The sequence below is a fragment of the Microbacterium yannicii PS01 genome, from assembly GCF_000304335.1.
Classification (GTDB): domain Bacteria; phylum Actinomycetota; class Actinomycetes; order Actinomycetales; family Microbacteriaceae; genus Microbacterium; species Microbacterium yannicii_A.
Genome location: NZ_CAJF01000047.1, coordinates 1 through 22,333, shown reverse-complemented (window position 1 = coordinate 22,333; position 22,333 = coordinate 1). Strand labels below are relative to the sequence as shown.

Below are 22,333 nucleotides of genomic sequence, written 5' to 3'. Positions count from 1 at the left end.
CGGCGCGCAGGCGCTGCGACGGCGTCATCGACGCCGGCGATCAGGCGGTAGAGGTCCGGTGAGCCGGGGCGCCGCAGATAGCGGACGTCGTCGAAGGCGGCCGCCGCCTCCTCGAGGCCGTCGGCGAGCGAGGGGAAGACCCCGGCGGCGGCGCGTGCGAAGGCGTGGACGGTGGCGCCCGGCGGTGGGTCCACGACGCCGCGTTCCTGGCAGCCGCGCGCGAGAGCGCGGAACCGCAGGACGACTGCGGCTTCCCATTCCCCGGCTCGCGCATGCGACGCCGCAGCAGCGCGAAGCTCTGCCGCCGGCCGATCCTCGCTCTCACCGAACAGCATCGGCGCTGCGCGCGCCGCGCGGCGGGACGCGCGCGGCATGCCCCACACCAGGAACGCCGCGACGATGATCACGATCACCACGATCGCCGCGATCACGGCGAACGCCGACGCCCAGCCGTCCGACACCTGTGGGTTGAGCAGTGAGGCGAGGAAGTCGCCGATCGCTCGCGCGGCGCGGTCGAACGGCGTCGGCTCGGCGATGTCGTACACCGGATTCGAGAGCTCGCGCTCCGCCCAGTCGCGCGCTTCGTCGCCGTCCGGCGTCAACGGCGGCACGGCGGCGGACGCCACACCGCTCGCGTGGGCGATCACGCCCACGGCGACTCGCGGTCGGCGCCGTCGGGCGAGGTCCCGGGAGCGGTCCAGGAGGTCGGGGCGGGCGTGGCGGCGTCATCGTCGGCGTGAGGGCGGGCGGGGTCGCCGTGGGCGTCGGATCCTGAGCCCTCACGCCCCGCGGGCGTCGCAGCAGCGGATGCGGAGGCTGCCGGGCTCGGCGACGGCGTCGGCGGCGCGGCCTGCGACGCGGCGGCCGGTGGCGCGTAGAGCGGCTGTCCGGCGTAGGGCGGCTGCTGTCCGGCGTAGGGATGCGGTCCGGCGGAGGGCTGCCCGGGGTAGGGCGGCTGTGCAGGTGGCTGCCCGGGGTACGGGCCCTGCCCCGATGGCGGGTACGGGGGATAGCCCGCCGCGGCCGGCCAGCCTCGTGGCGCGATCTCGCGGCCGACATTCTGGCGGTAGGGATCCGCGAGGTCGGCGGCCCCGGCATCCCTCCGCTCCACGTAGCTGAGCAGATCGAGGTCGAGACCTTCGCGCCGCATCCGGCAGTCGATGTAGATGATCGCCGTCGCCGTGGACTGCACGACGATCGCGACGGACTGCAGGAGGAGAGTCAGCACCTGGGTGAGCAGCGCCGTCGCCAGGATGCCGATGATGGCGCTCGGCTCGGGATCGCCGGTCGGGGCGATGATCGTCGTGAGGCCCATCGACAGGAAGCTCAACGGCAGGCCGACGAGCTGCGCCACGGCGCCGAAGACCATCGAGATCAGGAAGATGATGCCCAGCGCCGGCCAGAATCGACCGCGGGTGAGCGTCCAGGAGCGGGAGATCGCCTGCCGGATCGTCGCGCGCTCGATGATGATCGTCGCCGGCACGAGGAGCAGCTTGATCATCAGCCACCACGTCAGCGGGATGGCTCCGAGGACGATCACGACGCCGAGGGCGATCGCAGCGGGAGCCGCCACGATGGCGATCCCGGCCAGGGCGAGGCCGACAATCGCGACGAGCACGAGGACGGCGAGGATCACGAGCGCCGAGTACCCGATGAGGCGCCAGGCGATCGGCTTGACCTGTCGCCACAGCGCGCCGAGGCTGAGCTTCTCCGCGACCGCGGCGTGCGTGACCTCGACGACGACGATCGCCTGCACGATGATGCTGAGCGCTCCCGCTGCGAGCCCGAGCACGAGCCCCGCGACCGCGGTGATGGCGATCGAGCCGGCGAGGACGGTCTCGAACTCCTCGGTGCCGGGGCGCAGCGTGTCGAGGCGCGAGAACGACGCGAACGAGATCGCCAGCACTGCGGCGAGCACCACCACGTACGCGAGGGTCTGCACGATCAGTGCGAAGCCGAGCAGCACCCGCGGGTTCTGGCGCAGCGCCGAGAAGGACCGCCCCAGGATCGTCCCGAAGGTGAGCGGGTGAAGCGGAATGATGCCGGGGCGGGATGCCGGCGTCCAGGCCGGGTACGCGGTCACGGTGCTTCCCCCTTCGGTCGAGCATCCAGCCGCCGTATCGAGCGGGCGCCGGATGCCGGATCCCTATCGTTTCACACCGCCGGGATGCCGCCGCCCGGCGTTCGGGAGGGTCACGGCACGTGCTCGGCCGCTCTCCAGCCGCCGTCGACTACTCTGTGGGAAGCGCATGGGGACGGCGCAGGCCGTCGTCCGTGCCCTGAAGTAAAGGAACGAACGCGCGCGATGACTTCACGCATCCTGGTGGTCGACGATGACACCGCCCTCGCCGAGATGATCGGCATCGTGCTGCGCACGGAGGGATTCGACACGGCGTTCTGCGCCGACGGCGCCGAGGCGGTGGATGCCTGGCGCACTGAGAAGCCCGACCTCATCCTCCTCGACCTGATGCTGCCGGGCATGGACGGCATCGAGATCTGCACCCGGGTTCGCGCCGAGTCCGGCGTGCCGATCATCATGCTGACCGCTCGCACCGACACCGCGGACGTCGTGAAGGGGCTCGAGTCGGGAGCCGACGATTACATCGTCAAGCCCTTCAATCCCAAAGAGCTCGTGGCCCGCATCCGCACCCGCCTGCGGCCGGCCACCGCCGAGACCAACGACACGCTGCGCATCGGCGACCTGACGGTCGATGTCGCCGCCCACGAGGTGCGCCGCGGCGACGCGCCCATCGCGCTGACTCCGCTGGAGTTCGAACTGCTGGTGGCGCTCGCTTCGCGGCCGCAGCAGGTGTTCTCGCGCGAGATGCTCCTCGAGCAGGTGTGGGGCTATCACTACAAGGCCGACACGCGACTGGTGAACGTGCACGTGCAGCGCCTGCGCGCGAAGGTCGAGCAGGACCCCGACAACCCCCGGATCGTGACGACGGTGCGCGGCGTCGGCTACCGCGCCGGCGCCGTCGTGTGAGATGACCGCGACAGCCCCGACCACCGGGGTCACGGCGACCCGGACGAAGCTCACCGGCTGGCGGCTGTGGCGGGCGTGGCCCGGCAACATCGCCACCCTGTGGCGGCGGTCCCTCCGATTCCGGACGCTGCTGGTGACGCTGGGGCTGACCGCGCTCGCGGTCGCCGTCGCCTGTATCTGGATGGCCCTCGCGATTCAGAACGACCTCTTCGACTCGCGGCGCCAGCAGGTGCTGATCGATGCCGCACAGGCTCGCTCGGCCGCCCAGGACACTCTCAACGCCGCCGTGCAGAGCGACGGCGTGCAGCTGCAGAACGTCATGACTCTGGCGAATCAGACGCTGAGCAACCAGTCCTCGAGCGACCTGCTCGCCGTGCTGCGCATCGGCAGCCCGGTTCCCAACGCACCGCAGGACTTCACGCGGGGATTCGGCGCTGTCGACGAGGTGCTCAGCGAGGCCATGCGTCAGGCCGTGCGCGAGAACCCCGATCGCCAGATCTGGCAGTCCGTCGCGCTGCCCACGGCCGACGGGGGCACCGTCCCCGGCATCATGGTCGGGCAGCAGCTGTCGGTGCCGGGAGTGGCGTCGTACGAGCTGTATCTCGGGTACGACCTCGCCAACGCGCCCGAGACCCTCGGGTTCGTTCAGGGCACCCTGTGGGTGGTCGGCATCGGGCTGGTCCTGCTGATCGCCGGCATCTCGTGGGTCGTGCTGCGGTCGGTGACGACGCCGATCAGCGAGGCCGCCGACACCAGCGCGCAGCTGGCGGCAGGGGAGCTCGGCGTGCGCCTGCAGGTGCGGGGCGAGGATGAGCTGGCGACTCTCGGCCGCTCGTTCAACGCGATGGCCGACAGCATCGAGTCCCAGATCAAGGAGCTCGCCGATCTGTCGCTCGTGCAGCAGCGCTTCGTCTCGGACGTCTCTCACGAGCTGCGGACTCCGTTGACCACCATCCGACTGGCCGCCGACATGATCAACGACCAGCGCGACGAGTTCGACCCCGCGACCGCCCGCGCCGCCGAGTTGCTCAACGCCCAGGTGCAGCGGTTCGAGCTGCTGCTCACCGACCTTCTCGAGATCAGTCGCTATGACGCCGGCTCCGTGCAGCTCGACCTCGAGCCGACGAGTCTCGCCCACCTCGCCGAGGACGTCATCGCCTCGATGCACCAGCTCGCCGAGCAGCACGGCACGGATGTGCGCCTCGTCGCGCCGGGCGGCTACTCGCCGGTCGACATGGACCCGCGACGCGTGCGCCGCATCGTGCGCAACCTCCTCGGCAACGCCATCGAGCACGGTGAGGGCCGGCCGATCGTGGTGACGGTCGACAGCAATCAGCAGGCGGTGGCGATCGGGGTGCGCGACTACGGCCTCGGCATGAAGCCCGCCGACGTCGACCGGGTCTTCGACCGCTTCTGGCGCGCCGACCCCTCACGCACCCGGACGATCGGCGGGACGGGGCTGGGCCTGTCGATCGCGCTCGGCGACGCGAAGCTCCACGGCGGCGAGCTGGCGGTCTGGTCCGACCTCGGCCGCGGGACCCACTTCGTGCTGACTCTTCCCCGGCGCGGCGCCGTGCTGAGCGGGGCATCGCCCATTCCCGTGGACCCGGGCGACGACGGGGTCGCTGCCGTCGAGGATCTCGGGCTCACGCAGCCGATCGAGCTCCCGCGACTCGAGAACGGCCGCGCGCCGGCCGGCACGGGGACGACGGCGGATGCCTCGGCTCGAGGGGGTTCGTCATGACCGCGGCGACCGCGAGGCGCGGCATCCTGGCGCTTCTTCTCGCCTTCTGCGCTGTGGTGCTGAGCGCATGCGGCGGCTTCCCGACGAGCGGCCCGATCTACCCGGGCGTCGATCCCGACGACTTCGCGGACGAATCGCAGAACGTGGCCTTCCTTCCGGACCGGCCGGAGCCGGGGGCGACACCCGCCCAGATCGTGGAGGGCTTCATCAACGCGGGCACCGGGCCCGGCGTCGACGGGGAGTGGGAGCGAGCGCGCGAGTTCCTCGCGCCCGAGTTCCAGGACGAATGGGAGCCCAAGGCGGGTGTGACGGTCGACCTCTTCGCCGATCGCACGTACACGGAGAGCGAGGACGGTGCCGTCATCGTCGATCTGGCGGCGGTGGCATCGGTGGACAACCGCGGCGCGTACGAGCGGGCGGAGGTGGTGGAGCGGAGCCTCGACTTCGCCGTGGCCAAGCAGTCCAGCGGCGAGTGGCGCATCACCGCCGCCCCCGACGGCGTCGTGCTCGACCGGGACCGGTTCCCCAGTGTCTTCCACCGCTTCTCGGTCATGTACTTCGACCCCACGTGGGAGTACCTCGTCCCGGACGTGCGTTGGTTCCCGACGACGAACGCAGAGGCCAGCATCACCGCAGCGCTGGTCAACGACCTCCCGAGCGAATGGCTCGCCACGTCGGTGACGACGGCCTTTCCCGAGAACGTGACGGCGGTTCCTGCCGTGCCCGTGGAAGACGGCGTCGCGCAGGTGGAGCTCCTCGGCGGCGTGCTCGCCGCCGACCAGCGGCAGCTCGATCGCATGCAGACACAGCTGGAGGCGAGCTTGGCGACGGCGGGTGTCGTGGACGTCGTCATGAGCGTCGGCTCGACGCCGATCACGGCCGCGCCCCTTCCGACGCGCTCGACCCGCGTGCCCGGTGCCCCGCTCGTTCTCACCGAGGCCGGCTTCGGCTTCCTCACGGGCGGCGAGATCGACCCGATCCCGGGGCTGTCGGAGGCCGTGGCGGCGGCCGCGCCGGCGGCGGTGCAGGTGGGGCCCGATCGAGACTTCGCCGCGGCGCGGGTGGACAGCGGCGCCGTCACGCGACTGAGCGCCGAGGGCGAGGACTCCATCGTGGTCGACGAGCGCAACGGACTCGTGGACCCCGCCATCGATCAGTTCGACATCGTCTGGAGCGTGCCGCGGGAGCAGCCCGCCGCCCTGCGTGCCGCCCTGCCGTCCGGTGACGTCGTCGATGTCGGCGAGGCGTGGCCGGAAGCCACGGCCATCAGTGCGATGGCGCTCTCCCGGGACGGGACGCGCGTCGCCGCCACGGTGACCGCCGGCGGCCGCACCGCGCTGTGGGTCGCCGGCGTCATCCGTGACGCCGACGGGATTCCGCAGCGGCTCAGTCCTCCGGTCGCCCTCGCGATCGTCGGCGGACCTGCGCTCGGCGTGACCTGGATCGACGACGTGACCGTCGGGGTGCTCGCCATCGGCGAGGACGCATCCATCGTCCTCGAGCAGGTGGTCGGCGGGCCGACGACGGCGACGAACGCGCCGGCGGGCATGGTGTCGATCGCGGGCGGCAGCGGCATCTCCAGCCTGCGCTTGCGCTCGGCCGACGGCACCCTGTACGTCAAGCGCGGGACGACCTGGCAGCCCACGGCGACGGGTGCACTCGTGCTCGCCACCCAGCAGGGAAGCCCGCAGTAGGACCGCTGGCGACGTGGGCTGGCAGGGCTCTCGTCCTCGGCGTCCGCTCCTCCCCAGCGGGGTCGGACGACTCGGGTCTCCACGAACGGGTGACCTGCACCTCACACCGGCGGCGGCCGCGAGACGCTGGAGTGTGATCCTAGAACTCCTCGCCGCCGCGCGGACCGCCTGCGCGGACGCCCTCGCGCTTCTGCTGCCGGTGTCGTGCGCGGGCTGCGACGAGCCCGACGTCGACCTGTGCGAGCGGTGCCTGCTGGCGCTCGAACCGTCTCCGATCCGCCAGGTCGTCCAGGCGCCCGGGGGAGTGATCGCCGTGTCGAGCGGGTTGCCGTTCGCGGGCGTCCCCGCACGCGTCATGCGGGCCATCAAGGAGGACGGCCGCACGGGTCTTGCGCGCGCGCTCGCGCCGGCCCTCCGCACCGCCATGACGGAGCTGGGGGCGGCTGAAGCCGTCGTCGTGCCGCTTCCCACCTCCCGTGCCGCCTACCGGCGTCGTGGGTACCGGGTGCCTGACCTCATCAGCCGGCGAGCGGGATTCCGCATCGAACGGCTGCTGCGACAGGCTCGGCGCACGGGCGATCAGCGCGGGCTCGACCGGGCGGAACGACGGCGCAACGTGGACCGAAGTCTCGTCGCGACCGGCGCCGCGGGGAGGAAGGTGGTGGTGGTCGACGACGTCGTCACGACCGGCGCCAGCCTCGCGGAGGCCGTTCGAGCGCTGCGCGCGGCGGGGGCGGACGTGGTGGGCGCCGTCACGGTCGCCGCCACGCCGAGGCGTCACCCTACCGGCATGAACGGCATCCTGACGCATTCGAAACTCACAGGTGACAGAGTCCGAACGCGGGGCTACCGTGGGGGGCACAAAGGCGACTGATGGTCCGCCCTCCGTTCTCTCCCGATTGGGCCGGCGGACCGGAACAAGGAGGTCAGGGATGGAAACCAGCATCGTCGGCGTGGGAGTGGGGATCACGGATCGCTTCCGCACTGTCGTCGAAGAGAAGGCCACCCGCATCGAGCACCTCGCGCCTCGAGCGCAACGCGTGGACGTCAAAGTCACGCACCGCGCTTATCACAACGGGCGCATGGAGGATGAGACGGTCGAGTTGACCGTGAACGGGCGAGGTCCCGTCATCCGGGCGGAGGCCACAGACGGCGACAAGTTCACCGCACTCGATCTCGCTGTCGACAAGCTCTGCGAGCAGCTGCGGCGCGCGAAGGACAAGCGCGTCGACGCCCGCAACCACCCCCGAGGCGCCAAGTACGAGAAGGAGAGCGGCGCGCTCCAGGGAATCGATGTGCAGCCGGCTTCCGCCGACGTGCTGCATGCCGTCGCGACGGGCGAGATCCCGATCGTCACCGGAAACGAGGCGGAGGACGGGTATACGCCCGTCGTCATCCGGACCAAGCAGTTCGAGCCGGAGTGGATGTCGGTCGAAGAGGCGGTGGACCGCATGGAGCTGGTCGGCCACGACTTCTTCCTCTTCATCGATGCCAGCACCGACCACCCGAGCGTCGTGTACCGCCGCAAGGGCTGGGACTACGGCGTGATCGCGCTGTCGACCCAGGCGCAGCCCGCCGTCGCATAGCGCCGGCGCAGGAAGACGGGGGCCTCGGACCGAACGGTCCGAGGCCCCCGTCTTCTCGCCGGAACTCAGTCCATGAAGCCGTCGAGCAGGCTGCCGATCACGAGGCCGCCGAGGATGCCGCCCATGAGGTCCGACCCGCCGCCGCGGCGTCCGCCGCCCCGGCCCGGCTGCTGACCGTAGCCGCTACCCCACTGGTCGGGCTGCGGGCGTGCCGCGTCGATGTCGCGCTGCGCCAGCTGCAGGCCCTCGCTGGCGAGGAAGGCCGTGCGGCGCGCCATCGCGAACGCCTCCTCGCGGTGGTCTTCGTCGATGGAGGTGGCGGCCGCCGCCGAGGTCCCGAGGTAGCGATCGAGGTCGGACCGGATGCGCTCCGCCTCGGCGAGCCGGGTGCGCGCGTCGGCGCCGATCCAGCCCCGGTGACCGGCGATGACATCGCGGGCGACAGCCAGCTGACGATCGGCGTCGTCGATGGCGTGACGCACGTGCTCGAGCGGCGGGATCGGCCGGGCGGCGCGCTCGCGCGCCGCCGCGATCGCGGCGTCGAGGCCCGTGTTCGCCTCGCGCAACCGGGTCAGCTGCTCGAACGGATCGGTGTTGACGCCGGCGGCGGGAAGTGCGGCGAGCGCCGACTGCAGCTCGGTGATGGCGGCGCCGACGGCGGGGGTCTGCGGCTCGCGCAGCGCCACGACCAGGTCGTCGCGCGAGTCCTCCACGATGGCGGCGAGTGTGGACTCGGCGCGGAGAGCCTCGACCTCGAACGTCTCGACGGCGTCGAGCAGCGTCTCGGCGCGCCGCACCGACTCGGTGGCCGCCTCGAGCGCCATGTTCGCCTGCTCGCGCTGGCCGGCCTCGCGGCGCCGCTCGGCGACGCTCGCGCTGTGCTCGGCGAAGCCCAGCAGCTGGTCCGCCTCCGCGGGGTTCTGCAGAACCTGTGACAGCGCGTGCGTCGAGTACCGCGCGCCGAGGCGCTCGACGGTGGAGCGGGCATCGGGGATGCGCAGGCGCAGCCGCCCGGCATCCGCCCTCACGCGCGCGATGATCTCGGGTGCGCGGCGGGCCCGCTCGATCGGCTCGGCGAGAGCGTTGGTGCGGTCGTCGAGCAGGTCCTCGGCCCACTCGCACAGCTGCGCGATGCGGGCGTTGCGCGTGCGGAGCTCTTCGGGTGTGTCGGGGATCTCGTCGTGATTGAGCTGATGCAGGTGGAACGCCTCCTGCAGATGCGTGCGGACGGCGTCCAGCGCCTCGCGCAGATCCTTGGTGGCGTTGGGGCCCAGCTCGGCCTCGGCGAACGAGAGCTCGTCCGTGGTCAGGCGGATGCGCTCATCGGCAGACACGAGGGCCTTCTGCGCGCGGCGCGCGAGGTCCGCATCCTGCGCGTCGAGCTCTTCTTTGTCGCGTTTGCGCTTGCCCCAGAATCCGGCCATGAATCGATCCTACGGGCGTGGCTGGGAGCAGCCTGTCGGTCGAGTGCTCCGGCGCCCGGCGTTCGCGCACAGCGTCCGGTCGCGACATGTGCAGCGTGCCCCGCGGGTCGCTTCCCCGCGGCCACCGTGGCTCAGCAGTCACTTCCTGCGGGTGCCGGTGTGGTGGTCGGCGCAGAACCTGACTGCTCAGGGCACGCCCGCGCTGAGCACAGTGGCTCAGCAGTCACTTCTTGCGGGTGCCGGTTCGGTTGACGGCGCAGACAGTGACTGCCGAGCGCGTGCAGCGCGGGACACGCCGGGTCACGGAGCTGAGCGACGGATGCCTCAGCCCTCGCCGCGCTTGTGCCGGGGCTTGCGCGTGTCGCCGGAGCCGCGGTCGTCGCGGAAGGACCGGCTGTCGGCATCCTTCCGTCGCTGCGGGCGCCCGGTGTCGGGTCGCAGGTCGATCAGGCGGCCCGAGATGCGGGTGTCGGCGAGACGCTCCAGGGCACCCTGGGGGAGCTGAGCGGGCAGCTCGACGAGCGAGAATTCGGGCTTGATGTCGATCGCTCCGAAGTCGTCGCGGCGCAGGCCGCCTTCGTTCGCGAGGGCGCCGACGATCTGCCGCGGCTCCACCCGGTGGCGGCGGCCGACGGCGATCCGGTACATGGCGAAGCCCTCGCGCGGCTGGCGATCGCGGCGATCGCCGCGTTCGGGGCGATCACCCCGCGGCGAGCGGGCGTCGCGGTCGTCGCGGTCGCGGGCCGGGCGCTCCCTGCGCTGCGGCTCGGGGTCGGGCTCGAGGAGGAGCGGCGTCTCGCCCTGGGCGACGATCGCGAGGGCGGCGGCGACGTCGACCTCGGGCACGTCGTGGTTGCGGACGTAGTGCGCGACGATGTCGCGGAACACCTCGATCCGCCCCGACTCGCCGAGGGCGGCCGAGATGCGGTCGTCGAACCGCGCGAGTCGGGTTTCGTTGACCTCGTCGACGCTGGGCAGCTGCATCTGCGTCAGCTCCTGGCGCGTCGCGCGCTCGATGGCGCCCACGAGGCCCCGCTCGCGCGGCGTGACGAAGCTGATGGCATCGCCCGAGCGCCCGGCGCGGCCGGTGCGCCCGATGCGGTGCACGTACGACTCGGTGTCGGTCGGGATGTCGAAGTTCACCACGTGCGAGATGCGCTCGACGTCGAGGCCACGGGCGGCGACATCGGTGGCCACCAGAATGTCGAGCTTGCCCGACTTCAGCTGGTTGACGGTCTTCTCGCGCTGGGGCTGGGCGATGTCGCCGTTGATCGCAGCGGCCGAATAGCCGCGGGCGCGGAGCTTCTCGGCGATCTCCTCGGTCACGATCTTGGTGCGACCGAACACGATCATGCCGTCGAAGTTCTCGACCTCGAGGATGCGGGTCAGGGCGTCCATCTTCTGCTGCCACTGCACGATGAGATAGCGCTGGGTGATCGTCGCCGAGGTCGTCGTCTTGGTCTTGACCGTGATCTCTTCGGGATCATTCAGGTACTGCTGCGACATCCGGCGGATCGTCGAGGGCATGGTCGCCGAGAACAGTGCGACCTGCTTGGTGCTGGGGGTGTCGGCGAGGATCGTCTCGACATCCTCGGCGAAGCCCATCTTGAGCATCTCGTCGGCCTCGTCGAGCACGAGGTACTTCAGCTCCGACAGGTCGAGCGTGCGCTTCTCGAGGTGGTCGATGATGCGGCCGGGCGTCCCCACGACGATGTGCACGCCGCGGCGGAGCGCCGACAGCTGCACGCCGTACCCCTGCCCGCCGTAGACGGGGAGGACGTGGACGCCTCTCAGATGACCGGCGTACTTCTCGAACGCCTCGCACACCTGCAGCGCGAGCTCGCGGGTGGGGGCGAGGATGAGCGCTTGCGGGGTCTTCTGCGACAGATCGAGCCGGTCGATGATCGGGAGCGCGAACGCGGCGGTCTTGCCGGTGCCTGTCTGCGCGAGACCGACGACATCGCGACCGGCGAGCAGCGGCGGAATCGTCGCCGCCTGGATCGCGGAGGGGGTCTCGTAGCCGATGTCGCGCAGGGCCTTCAGGACCGGTTCGCCGAGGGCGAGGTCTGCGAACGTCAGCGATGCGGGCTCGGCCGGAGCCTCGGCCTCGAGGGAAGTATCCGTGGAAGTCACGCTTAAGGGTAGTGCGTCACGCCTGGGAGACGACAGGACGGCGCACCACCGTGCCGGTCATGCGGATGCCTCGGCCTTGACCGGACGGCCCCGCTTGGGCTTCTGGGTCGACAGCCCCAGCGACATGGCGTGCTCAGGGTGCCGCGCGAGGCGCTGCTCGGTGTGATCGAGCCAGCGCACCTCGGCCTCGGCCGCGAAGATCATCGAGTCGACCACCAGCGACCACGCCAGCTCTTCGGGGCCGTCGGGGTTCGCGCCCGCGTACTTCGCGCGGTCGAGCTCCTGCAGCTGCGAGAGGGACGTGCGCCGCTGCGTCTGGATGATGGCCGACACGTCGATCCCGGGGAGCGTCGCCGCCACAGCCAGCTTGATCGCGAGCTCGTCCCGCGTGCCCTTCCCGCGCTGGACGGGGGAGTCGAGCCAGCTGCGCGCCTCGGCGGCTCCGGCATCCGTGATCTGCCAGTAGACGTGACCGTGCTCGTCGACGTCGCCCTTCTCCACCAGGCCGTCGCGCTCGAGGCGGTCGAGGGTGTTGTAGATCTGCCCGACGTTGAGCGGCCAGGTCGATCCCGTGCGGCGATCGAACTCGGCGCGCAGCTGGTAGCCGTAGCACGGGCCCTGATCGAGGATCGCGAGCAGGCTCTGTCTGACGGACATCCGGCCTCCTTGGTGCATACCGAGTATGTGCCTGCCGAGTATATGGATACCGGGCAACGATTCCGCGGATGCCGCGTCCCCAGGCGGGTCGGCACCCAGCCCACGCCAAGGTCACGGGTGGATAACATAGGCAGGTATGCCTGGGGCCATGCCCCGGCGGCACCGGCGCCGATCGCGCCACCCGACAGATGGAGACATGCGTGGCCAACCCCCTCGAGAAACTGCTTCGCGCTGGTGAGGGTCGTATCCTCCGGCGGCTCCAGCAGGTCGTGAAGGCCGTCAACGCCCTCGAAGAGGACTACGAGCACCTGACCGACGAAGAGCTCCGCGGCGAGACCGCCGAGCTGCGCGCGCGCTTCGAGGCCGGCGAGACCCTCGACCACCTGATGCCGGAGGCCTTCGCCGCGGTGCGCGAGGCCGCCAAGCGGACCCTCGGCCAGCGCGCGTACGACGTGCAGATCATGGGCGGCGCGGCACTGCACCTCGGCAACATCGCCGAGATGAAGACCGGTGAGGGCAAGACCCTGACCGCCGCGTTCCCGGTGTACCTCAACGCCATCGCCGGCCAGGGTGTGCACGTCATCACCGTCAACGACTTCCTCGCGTCGTACCAGTCCGAGCTCATGGGCCGCATCTACCGCGCCGTCGGCATGACCACCGGGACGATCGTCTCGGGCCAGACGCCCGAGATCCGCCGCGAGCAGTACAACGCCGACATCACCTATGGCACGAACAACGAGTTCGGCTTCGACTACCTGCGCGACAACATGGCCTGGCGCAAGGAAGACCTCGTGCAGCGCGGTCACTTCTACGCCATCGTGGATGAGGTCGACTCGATCCTCATCGACGAGGCCCGCACGCCGCTCATCATCTCGGGCCCGTCCTCGGGCGAGGCCAACCGCTGGTTCGTCGAGTTCGCCAAGATCGCCAAGAGCCTCGAGGTCGGCGTCGACTACGAGGTCGACGAGAAGAAGCGCACCATCGGCGTGCTCGAGCCCGGCATCGAGAAGGTCGAGGACTACCTCGGCATCGACAACCTCTACGAGTCGGCGAACACGCCGCTCATCTCGTTCCTGAACAACTCGATCAAGGCGCTGGCGCTGTTCAAGCGCGACAGCGACTACGTCGTGATGAACGACGAGGTCATGATCGTCGACGAGCACACCGGGCGCATCCTGGTCGGGCGCCGCTACAACGAGGGCATCCACCAGGCCATCGAGGCCAAGGAGAACGTGCCCGTCAAGGCCGAGAACCAGACGCTCGCGACGGTCACCCTGCAGAACTACTTCCGCCTCTACGAGAAGCTGGCCGGCATGACCGGTACCGCCGAGACCGAGGCGGCCGAGTTCATGTCGACCTACAAGCTCGGCGTGGTGCCCATCCCGACCAACAAGCCGATGATCCGCAAGGACATGCCCGACCTCGTCTACAAGAACGAAGAGGCCAAGTTCGGTCAGGTCGTCGAAGACATCGCGCAGCGCCACGAGTCCGGCCAGCCCGTTCTGGTGGGCACGGTGAGCGTCGAGAAGAGCGAGTACCTGTCGCGGCTGCTGGCGAAGAAGGGCATCAAGCACGAGGTGCTCAACGCCAAGAACCACGCTCGCGAGGCCGAGATCGTCGCCCGCGCCGGGCGTCTGGGCGCCGTCACCGTGGCGACGAACATGGCCGGCCGAGGCACCGACATCATGCTCGGCGGCAACGCGGAGTTCCTCGCGGTGCAGGAGATGAAGACCAAGGGCCTGGATCCGGTCGAGACGCCCGAGGAGTACGAGGCGGCCTGGGATGCCGTCTACGAGGGCACGCGCGACACGGTGGCCGAGGAGGCGACGAAGGTCGTCGAGGCGGGTGGGCTGTACGTGCTCGGCACCGAACGCCACGAGTCGCGCCGCATCGACAACCAGCTGCGCGGCCGATCCGGCCGTCAGGGCGACCCCGGCGAGAGCCGCTTCTACCTGTCGCTCACCGACGACCTCATGCGGCTGTTCCAGTCCGGAGCGGCCGAGGCGATCCTCGCGCGCACCAACTTCCCCGACGACGTCGCCATCGAGTCCGGCATGGTCTCGCGCGCCATCAAGTCGGCGCAGAGCCAGGTCGAGGCGCGCAACGCCGAGATCCGCAAGAACGTCCTCAAGTACGACGACGTCCTGAACCGCCAGCGCGAGGCGATCTACTCCGACCGCCGCCACATCCTGCAGGGCGACGACATCGCCGACCGCGTGCAGCACTTCATCGAGGACGCCATCAACGCCGTCATCGACGACCACACCGGGTCGGGCCACAACGAGAGCTGGGACTTCGACTCGCTGTGGACGGAGCTGAAGACCCTCTACCCGGTGGGCGTCACCATCGACGAGGTCGTGGCCGAGGCATCCGGTCGCAAGGGCGGGATCACTGCCGAGGGGCTCAAGCGCGAGATCCTCTCCGACGCCCGTATCGCATACGACACGCGCGAAGAGACGCTCGGCACCGCCGCGACGCGTGAGCTCGAGCGCCGCGTCGTGCTGCAGGTGCTCGACCGCCGCTGGCGCGACCACCTCTACGAGATGGACTACCTCAAGGACGGCATCGGCTTGCGCGCGATGGCTCAGCGTGACCCGCTGATCGAGTATCAGCGCGAGGGCTACCAGATGTTCCAGGCGATGATGGGCCAGATCAAGGAGGAGTCCGTCGGCTACCTCTACAACCTCGAGGTCGAGGTCCGTCGCCAGGGCGACGGCGAGGCCACGCAGGTCGAGGCCAAGGGCCTGGGCGCACAGCCCGTCGAGGGTCAGCGGCTGGAGTACTCGGCGTCGAACGACGCCGGCGAGGTCGAGGTCCGCAACGATCGCGGTCAGGTGCAGCAGGCGGCGACCACGCGTCTGCGGCAGGCCGCGGCGGCAGCCGCGACGTCACCGGCACAGGCTCCGGTCCAGACTGCGCCGGCGCCCGAGCCGCAGCGCGGCGCCTTCGGACAGCGGACGGATGCCGCGGCCTCCGCTCCCGCGCAGGCCCCGCAGAATCGCGCCCAGCGACGAGCCGCAGAGCAGCGCAAGAAGTAGCCCGTCGTCGGCCAGGCGCCATTCCCTCAGAACAGGTGCTCTGGCGTAGGTAGGACGATCGGGCTGCGAACGACCTGCGTGCGCCGGAACACCTGTTTTCGGCAACGGTCTGCGGGCCACACGGGGTCGATTGGCCCCGTGTGGCGCCGGATATCCTGAGGCGATGAGTCCTCTCCGCTCTCTCGACCAGTCCAGCAAGCTCAAGAACGTTCTCTACGAGATCCGTGGGCAGGCACTGGCCGAGGCCGACCGGCTGGAGGACGAGGGCCACACCATTCTGAAGCTCAACACCGGCAATCCGGCGGTGTTCGGCTTCGAGGCCCCGTTCCAGATCGTGCGCGACATGATCGAAGCCGTCCCGCACGCGCATGGCTACAGCGACAGCAAGGGCATCATGTCGGCGCGGCGCGCCGTCGTCTCGCGCTACGAGCAGGTGCCGGGCTTCCCGCAGTTCGATCCCGATCACGTCTACCTGGGCAACGGGGTGTCCGAGCTCATCACCATGACCATGCAGGCCCTCCTCGATGAGGGTGATGAGGTGCTCATCCCCGCACCGGACTATCCGCTGTGGACGGCGATGACGAGCCTGGCCGGTGGCACGCCGGTGCACTACCGGTGCGACAACGCCGACGGCTGGCAGCCCGACCTGGAAGACATCCGGTCTCGGATCACACCGCGCACGAAGGCGATCGTCGTGATCAACCCGAACAATCCCACCGGCGCCGTCTACACGCGCGAGGTGCTTCAGGGCATCGTCGAGATCGCACGAGAGAACTCGCTGCTGCTGCTCTCGGACGAGATCTACGACCGCATCGTCTACGACGACGCGCAGCACATCCCGCTCGCCACCCTCGCGCCGGATCTGCTGTGCCTCACCTTCAACGGTCTGTCCAAGACGTATCGCGTCGCGGGCTTCCGGTCGGGCTGGCTCGTGATCACCGGGCCCAAGAAGCACGCCGCGGGGTTCCTCGAGGGCATCCAGCTGCTCGCGTCGACGCGGCTGTGCCCCAATGTGCCCGCGCAGCACGCCGTGCAGGCCGCGCTGTCGGGCGTGCAGTCGATCGACGCGCTCATCGCGCCGACGGGACGACTCCACGAACAGCGGGATGCCGCGTGGGAGGGCCTCGAGCGGATCCCGGGCGTGACGTGCGAGAAGCCCCGGGGTGCGCTGTACGCGTTCCCCCGGCTGGATCCTGAGGTCCACGAGATCCGCGACGACGGGAAGCTGGTGTACGACTTCCTCGTCGCCGAGCATGTGCTGCTGGTGCAGGGCACCGGATTCAATTGGCCGACGCCGGATCACCTTCGCATCGTGACGCTGCCCGAGGCTCGGGTGCTGTCGGAGGCCATCGAGCGCCTCGGCAACTTCCTCTCGTCGTACAAGCAGTAGCCGTCGGGGAGAGATGCGGTGCGGCATCCGTCAACCCCCTCGTGACCCGACACGGCTTCTCGTAGCGTCGCGGCATGGCCATCGAACTGAATCAGCCCGCCCTGCGCCACGCTCGATCGCTCGTCCGTGAGGGCAAGGTCGTCCGCGACGAGCGGGACGACTGGTCCGAAGCGGCGCCTACGGCGGACGAAGAGAACGCGTTCATCGAGCGAGAGGGGTGGACGCAGTACTCCCACTGGCATCTCGGAATCGATCGGGATGAGAATCACGAGACGAAGGGCGCCTACTCGTTCCCCTTCGGCGATTTCCGCCGCGTCCATCGCTCGGGCGTCATCTCGGCCGAGAGCCGCGCGGGGCAGTACGACCACGACGAGATCCGCGACGCGCTCGCATCACTGCTGAAGCTCATCGACGAAGACGACGGGAAGTGACGACCGGACCGGCCACGACGCTGGGGTCGGCCCGCTCGTCCGTGCGGGGTGTCTTCAGAGAAGCGCGAGGGATGTGGCGCGCCAGCGCCCATCCATGCCCTCGAGTCGCACCGCGACCGCGCGCGTGCGGGCCGGGCCCTGCGTGACGACGACGGCCTCGATGACGCCGTCGGCGGGGGAGGAGTGGTGCACGGAGAGGATCGCGTGCACCGGTCGCTTGGCGGGGATGCCGCGGGCGCTGCGGGCACGAGCGGCGATGTTCGCGCGGGTGACCAGCTTGCGGTACGGGTCCTCGGTGAGCCAGCGCGCCAGCTGATCGACCTCGCGCACGCCGGAGAACACCTCGAGCACCCCGCGCGTGAGGTTGCGCAGGAAGGGCTCGGGGTCGGGGAGCGCTGTCGAGGGGGTGCGTTGCGGCGCGAAGAACTCGGAGAGCTCCGCTCCGCGCGGTGCATGGGGGACGCGGGCGGTGCCTGCGGGCGTCGGTGCCATGGGTGCCTATCTCAACGGTGGGAAGGTCTCGGGACAGTACAACACACGGCGAACTCCCAGGAAGAATCCGAGGCGCCCGTCTGTGGATAACTCGCGAGCGGTGTCCCGGTTGTGCCCTAACCTCGCTGAGTGCGCTGGGATCGGTTCTTCGACGACCTCGAAGATCAGCTCGCCTCCGAGTGGGAGGCGGAGCGCGCCGCACTCGACACCGAGGCGGAGCGGCTGCGCCTGTCGCGCGTCGCCTTCGCCGAGCGGCTGACGCTGCTGTCGATGAGAGACGCGCCGCCCGAGGACGCCGTCTTCGACCTCGCCGACGGCACGATGCTGCGCGCCGTCGTCACGGGCGTCGGAGCCGATTGGACGGCGCTCGCTCCCACGGAAGGGCGATCGAGCGCGATCCTCGTGCCGTTCGCCGCGATCGTCTCGGTCGGGATGCCGCACGCCACCCTCCTGCGCACCGCTCGACCGGCGCCGGCCCGGCCCTCGCTCGCGGAGCGGATGACGTTCGGCTTCGTGCTGCGTGACCTGGTCCGCCGCCGTGCGGGCGTCGCCGTCCACCTGCTCTCGGGACGGGCGGTCACCGGCACGATCGACAGGGCGGGCGTGGACCATTTCGACCTGGCCCTGCATGATCCCGGTGCTCCCCGCCGCGCGGGCGCTGTGACGGGCTACCGCCTGGTGCCGTTCTCCGCTGTGGCGTGGATCCGGGCGGACGAATCTCCCGCCATGCCCTGAGAGAAGCCCGGGCGGCCGCTCGCGGGTCAGTCGGGGTTGCGGACGGTGCCGGTGCCCCACAGCTCCGGGAAGCTCGCGTTCTGCGACTGCCGCCACAGAGCCATCCGCCGCGCTTCCTCCGCCTGATCGTCCAGGTACTCCGACACACTCGAGGCGTCGACTCGCCAGCGCGCCGGCGCGCCGGCGCGCATCCCACGCAGCCGGCCCTCCATGACGAGCGCCATCACCTCGTCGACCGACACGCCCAGCAGCTCGCCCACCTGGGCGGGCGCGAGAAGACGCACGTCGGACGTCGGGTCTTCGGGCATGCCCCCATTATGGCCCCGTCCCCGAGGGCGGGCTCGGAGCCCTCAGGCGCTGTGGATAACGCCGAACGCCGTCGCGCCGCGTGGGCGACGATGGGAGGCATGTCTGTCAGCGAACCCGTCCGCACACCTCGACGAGCCTTCTGGGGCGACGCCCGGTTCTTCCTCGGCATCCTGCTCATCCTCGCCTCCGTCGCCGGCGTCTGGCTCGTCGTCGCGGCCGCACGTCAGACCGCTCCGGTGTACGCCGCCACGCACACCATCGTGCCGGGCGAGGCGATCTCGGCTGACGACCTGCGCGTCGTCGACGTCGCGCTCGGCGCCCTCGCCGGCGAGTACCTCACGCCCGAAGAGCTGACGGGCGCCACGGTGGCCACGCGCACCATCGACGACGGCGAGCTGGTGCCCTCCTCCTCCGTCGGCGCGGCCGAATCGGCGCGCACCACGAGCGTCGTGGTGCGCAGCACCGTGGACGTGCCGGCATCGGTCGGCGCGGGCACGGTCGTCGAGGTGTGGTCGGCGCCCCTGCTCGAGCAAGGCGAGTACGACGCCCCACGGATCCTGGTGGCCGACGCCACCGTCGTCTCGGTCACGCGCGATGAGTCGATGATCGGCGGGGGAGCGGCCGCGCTCGAGCTCGTGATCCCCCGTGCCGACGTGGCGGCCACGCTGGCGGCCATGGCCGACGAGTCGGCGATGTCGGTCGTGCCCACGACGGGGTCCGGCTCGTGAAGGTGCTGGTCGCCCTCGACGGCGCTGCGGTGCTCGCCGCGGGCCTCGAGCGGGAGGGAGTCGACGTGATCGCCGTGGTTGCGGCATCCGCTCTCGTGACCGCAGCCGAAGACCGGATGCTGGGCGACGACGCCGAGTCCGTGCTGCGAGCTGTCGCCGAAGCCGACGCTCTCGTGATCGACGTGGCTCGCGACACGATGTCGCCCACGGTGGTGGCGCTGTGCGACCGGGCAGGCACGAGGATCGTGCCGCTGTGCCGGGATGCGGCTTCCGAGCGGCTGGCCGCCGCGTGCGGCCTGGAGCGGCCGCTTCCGGCCGATGCCGAGCCCTGGCGGATCGCCGAAGTGCTCGTCACCGCTCCGGAGCGGACGGCGGCGGTCGAGGCCGCGCCGAGGCCGCAGCCGCGAGTGATCGCGGTGTGGGGCCCGGCCGGTGCTCCCGGTCGCTCTACCGTCGCCGGCGAGCTGGCCGTCGAACTCGCGCGCGGCGGACGGCACGTCGCACTCGTGGACGCCGACACGCACGCGCCCTCACTCGCCCTCACCCTGGGGCTCGCCGACGAAGGTCCGGGATTCGCGGCGGCCTGCCGGCAGGCCGAGCTGGGCGGACTGGACGCCCGGGAGCTCTCGCGCATCTCGCTGGCACTGGGGCGCAGCGGAGTCGATGTGCTCACCGGACTCAACCGTCCCTCGCGCTGGCCCGAGCTCAGCGAGCGCCGCGTCGGCGCGGCGCTCGCCGTCTGCCGCGACTGGGCGGACTTCACGGTCGTCGACGTCGCGGCCTCGCTCGAGCGCGACGAAGAGATCATGAGCGACCTGGACGGCCCCCGTCGCAACGCGGCGACCCTCGCGGCCCTCCGCGCCGCAGACCTGGTCGTCGCCGTCGCCGGCGCCGACCCGGTCGGGGTGGCCCGGTTCCTCCGCGCCTACGCCGACCTCCGGGCGACGATCGGCGCCACGCCCGTGGCCGTCGTCGCCAACCGGCTGCGACCGGGCGCCCTCGGCATCGACGCGCGAGCCCAGGTGCGGCGGACGCTCGACCGTTTCGGCGGCATCGACGACGTCTGGTTCCTGCCGCAGGATCCGCGGTCCGCCGACGCGGCGCTGCTGGCCGCCCGCCCGATCGCGGAGGTCGCTCCGCGCTCGCCGCTGACCCTCGCCGTGCGCCGCTTCGTCGGCGAGGCCGTGCTGCCCGCGCCCGTCCCGACGTCTGCCGACGGTCGGCGCCGGGGTCGCGGCACCCGTCCGCGTTCTGAAGCGCCCGCGCGCCGCACGGGAGCGCGCGGCGGGGACGGGGACAGGGCGCTCGACGCCCGCGCTCTAGGCTAGGAAGGTGTCGACGCTCAGCGATCTCGTGTACGCCCAGGGCCGTTCGAGCGAGGAAGACGTCGAATGGCTGCATCGACTCGCCGGAGACGGCCAGCTGCTCGCCGATCTGGCGTTCGCCGACATCGTGCTGTGGGTGCCGACGCCCGACGACTCGTTCGTCGCCGTGGCGCACACGCGCCCGAGCGGTGCCGCGACCCTGTTCTACCGTGACATCGTCGGCGACCGCGTGCGGCCGCAGTGGCGCACCCAGGTGCGCGACGCGTTCCAGACCGGCAAGATCGTCGACTCGGCGTCACCCGACTGGTTCGAAGAGACTCCCACGCGCGTCCGTGCCGTACCGGTCGTGCGCGGCCGGGGCGCCGATGCGCAGACGATCGGCGTCGTGTCCCGTCACACGAACCTCGGCGAGGCCCGCACCCCGTCGCGCCAGCAGATCACCTTCAACGACTGCGCCGACGACATCTTCGGCATGGTCGCGTCGGGCGAGTTCCCGGACCTGACCACGCCGACGTCGCCGCGGCGCGGTGCGCCGCGCGCCTCGGACGGCCTCATCCGCCTCGACGTCGACGGAGTCACCACCTTCGCCAGCCCCAACGCGCTCTCGGCGTTCAACCGCCTCGGCTTCGAAGACGAACTCGAGGGGGAGTCGCTGGTCGAAGTCGTCACGCAGATCCTCCCCGGCAAGCGCGAGTTCGACGAATCCCTCCCCGTCGTCGTCACCGGGCGGGCGCCCTGGCGCACCGACGTCGAGGCGCGCGGTGTCACGGTGTCGCTGCGCACCATCCCGCTGCGCGACAACGGCACCCGCATCGGCGCGATCGTGCTGTGCCGTGACGTCACCGAGATCCGGCACCAGGAGCAGGAGCTCATCACCAAGGACGCCACGATCCGCGAGATCCACCACCGCGTCAAGAACAACCTGCAGACGGTGGCGTCGCTGCTGCGCATCCAGGCTCGCCGCTCGCACTCCGAAGAGGCGCGCGACGCGCTCACCCAGGCGATGCGACGCGTTTCGGCGATCGCGGTCGTCCACGACACGCTCTCGGAGGGCCTCGCGCAGAACGTGGACTTCGACGAGGTCTTCGACCGCGTGCTGAAGCTCGTCGCCGAGGTCGCCGCCGCGCCGAACACGCGAGCAAAGACGCACTCGAGCGGCAAGTTCGGAACACTGCCGAGCGCATACGCGACGCCTCTCGCGCTCGCGCTGACCGAACTCGTCACCAACGCCGTCGAGCACGGGCTCGCCGGTCAGGAAGGCGACGTCGAGATCGTCGCCGACCGCTCGGACGACCGGCTGGAAGTGCGCGTCCGCGACACCGGCTCGGGTCTGCCCGAGGGGCAGGTCGGCCGGGGGCTCGGCACGCAGATCGTGCGCACCCTCATCCAGGGCGAGCTCGGCGGCACCATCGACTGGCACACCATCATGGGCAGCGGCACCGAGGTCACGATCGACATCCCGCTGCGGTACATCGAGCGCGCGAGGTCATGAAAGAAGCGGATGCCGGGGGTTCCGGCATCCGCTTCTCTCAGAAGTCGCAGCAGCGGCGTGACGAAGCTCGTCTTGCCCTGGCAGCGCGGCTCTGCTCATCGCCGCCGGACTCCGTCCGGCGCTGGGGCGGTGGCGTTACGAAGCTCGCCTCGCCCTGGCAGCACGGCTC

At 70.7% G+C, this 22,333-nt stretch carries 19 protein-coding genes; 12 read left to right on the top strand and 7 right to left on the bottom strand.

Translation table 11 applies throughout. The features are described 5' to 3' along the window. A partial coding sequence (locus tag WYM_RS18070; protein WP_019182258.1) for a DUF4129 domain-containing protein occupies window positions 1–653 on the bottom strand: 653 nt, incomplete at its 3' end. After that, window positions 644–2,083, bottom strand: coding sequence for a glycerophosphoryl diester phosphodiesterase membrane domain-containing protein (locus WYM_RS18065; RefSeq protein WP_019182257.1), 1,440 nt, complete (start codon window positions 2,081–2,083; stop codon window positions 644–646). The genes WYM_RS18065 and WYM_RS18070, both read right to left, overlap by 10 nt. Before the next feature lie 222 nt (window positions 2,084–2,305). On the opposite strand from WYM_RS18065, the gene mtrA reads away from it, so the two are divergent. The 5 genes from mtrA to hpf all read left to right on the top strand — a co-directional run bounded on the left by mtrA (window position 2,306) and on the right by hpf (window position 8,010). Further along, window positions 2,306–2,986, top strand: coding sequence for an MtrAB system response regulator MtrA (gene mtrA / locus WYM_RS18060; protein ID WP_019182256.1), 681 nt, complete (start codon window positions 2,306–2,308; stop codon window positions 2,984–2,986). 1 nt (window position 2,987) lies between these two features. Then, window positions 2,988–4,730, top strand: coding sequence for an MtrAB system histidine kinase MtrB (gene mtrB, locus WYM_RS18055; protein ID WP_019182255.1), 1,743 nt, complete (start codon window positions 2,988–2,990; stop codon window positions 4,728–4,730). Next, window positions 4,727–6,424, top strand: coding sequence for an LpqB family beta-propeller domain-containing protein (locus WYM_RS18050; protein ID WP_019182254.1), 1,698 nt, complete (start codon window positions 4,727–4,729; stop codon window positions 6,422–6,424). Before mtrB ends, WYM_RS18050 begins: the two co-directional genes overlap by 4 nt. A 133-nt stretch (window positions 6,425–6,557) precedes the next feature. Beyond that, a complete protein-coding gene (locus tag WYM_RS18045) occupies window positions 6,558–7,298 on the top strand; it encodes a ComF family protein (RefSeq protein WP_019182253.1) in 741 nt (246 codons plus the stop codon). Window positions 7,299–7,356: 58 nt separating this feature from the next. Next, window positions 7,357–8,010, top strand: coding sequence for a ribosome hibernation-promoting factor, HPF/YfiA family (hpf, locus tag WYM_RS18040; protein ID WP_019182252.1), 654 nt, complete (start codon window positions 7,357–7,359; stop codon window positions 8,008–8,010). Window positions 8,011–8,075: 65 nt separating this feature from the next. On the opposite strand, the gene WYM_RS18035 is transcribed toward hpf, so the two are convergent. The 3 genes from WYM_RS18035 to WYM_RS18025 form a co-directional block, all read right to left on the bottom strand. After that, window positions 8,076–9,434 carry a hypothetical protein gene (locus WYM_RS18035; protein ID WP_019182251.1) on the bottom strand — a complete coding sequence of 453 codons (1,359 nt, stop codon included), beginning with the start codon at window positions 9,432–9,434 and terminating at the stop codon, window positions 8,076–8,078. A gap of 324 nt (window positions 9,435–9,758) precedes the next feature. Beyond that, window positions 9,759–11,567, bottom strand: coding sequence for a DEAD/DEAH box helicase (locus WYM_RS18030; RefSeq protein WP_019182250.1), 1,809 nt, complete (start codon window positions 11,565–11,567; stop codon window positions 9,759–9,761). 57 nt (window positions 11,568–11,624) lie between these two features. Next, on the bottom strand, window positions 11,625–12,224 hold the full coding sequence (locus WYM_RS18025) for a PadR family transcriptional regulator (RefSeq protein WP_019182249.1): 600 nt from the start codon (window positions 12,222–12,224) through the stop codon (window positions 11,625–11,627). 200 nt (window positions 12,225–12,424) lie between these two features. Here WYM_RS18025 and secA point away from each other — a divergent pair, with 200 nt between their 5' ends. The 3 genes from secA to WYM_RS18010 all read left to right on the top strand — a co-directional run bounded on the left by secA (window position 12,425) and on the right by WYM_RS18010 (window position 17,083). Continuing rightward, window positions 12,425–15,262 (top strand): preprotein translocase subunit SecA, encoded by a 2,838-nt coding sequence (secA, locus tag WYM_RS18020; protein WP_019182248.1) that lies wholly within the window; start codon window positions 12,425–12,427, stop codon window positions 15,260–15,262. 163 nt (window positions 15,263–15,425) lie between these two features. Continuing rightward, a complete protein-coding gene (locus WYM_RS18015; protein ID WP_019182247.1) occupies window positions 15,426–16,652 on the top strand; it encodes a pyridoxal phosphate-dependent aminotransferase in 1,227 nt (408 codons plus the stop codon). A 74-nt stretch (window positions 16,653–16,726) separates the two neighbouring features. Next, window positions 16,727–17,083 carry a hypothetical protein gene (locus WYM_RS18010; RefSeq protein ID WP_019182246.1) on the top strand — a complete coding sequence of 119 codons (357 nt, stop codon included), beginning with the start codon at window positions 16,727–16,729 and terminating at the stop codon, window positions 17,081–17,083. Between the two features lie 54 nt (window positions 17,084–17,137). On the opposite strand, the gene WYM_RS18005 is transcribed toward WYM_RS18010, so the two are convergent. Next, entirely contained in the window at window positions 17,138–17,575 is a 438-nt protein-coding gene (locus WYM_RS18005) for an Rv3235 family protein (RefSeq protein WP_019182245.1), read from the bottom strand. Between the two features lie 129 nt (window positions 17,576–17,704). On the opposite strand from WYM_RS18005, the gene WYM_RS18000 reads away from it, so the two are divergent. Continuing rightward, window positions 17,705–18,310: a hypothetical protein gene (locus tag WYM_RS18000; RefSeq protein WP_019182244.1), complete on the top strand. Its 606-nt coding sequence runs from the start codon at window positions 17,705–17,707 to the stop codon at window positions 18,308–18,310. Between the two features lie 26 nt (window positions 18,311–18,336). Here the strand turns inward: WYM_RS18000 and WYM_RS17995 are convergent, their stop codons facing one another. Then, a complete protein-coding gene (locus tag WYM_RS17995; RefSeq protein WP_019182243.1) occupies window positions 18,337–18,618 on the bottom strand; it encodes a helix-turn-helix domain-containing protein in 282 nt (93 codons plus the stop codon). 99 nt (window positions 18,619–18,717) lie between these two features. Between WYM_RS17995 and WYM_RS17990 the strand changes: the two genes are divergently transcribed. From WYM_RS17990 to WYM_RS17980, 3 genes are read left to right on the top strand one after another with little or no spacing between them, the layout of a single operon-like run. Beyond that, entirely contained in the window at window positions 18,718–19,347 is a 630-nt protein-coding gene (locus WYM_RS17990; RefSeq protein WP_019182242.1) for an SAF domain-containing protein, read from the top strand. Next, entirely contained in the window at window positions 19,344–20,675 is a 1,332-nt protein-coding gene (locus WYM_RS17985; RefSeq protein WP_019182241.1) for an AAA family ATPase, read from the top strand. The genes WYM_RS17990 and WYM_RS17985 overlap by 4 nt, the downstream gene beginning before the upstream one ends. 4 nt (window positions 20,676–20,679) lie before the next feature. Beyond that, window positions 20,680–22,164, top strand: a complete 1,485-nt coding sequence (locus WYM_RS17980; RefSeq protein ID WP_019182240.1) for a sensor histidine kinase — start codon at window positions 20,680–20,682, stop codon at window positions 22,162–22,164. The last annotated feature ends 169 nt before the right edge of the window (window positions 22,165–22,333 follow it).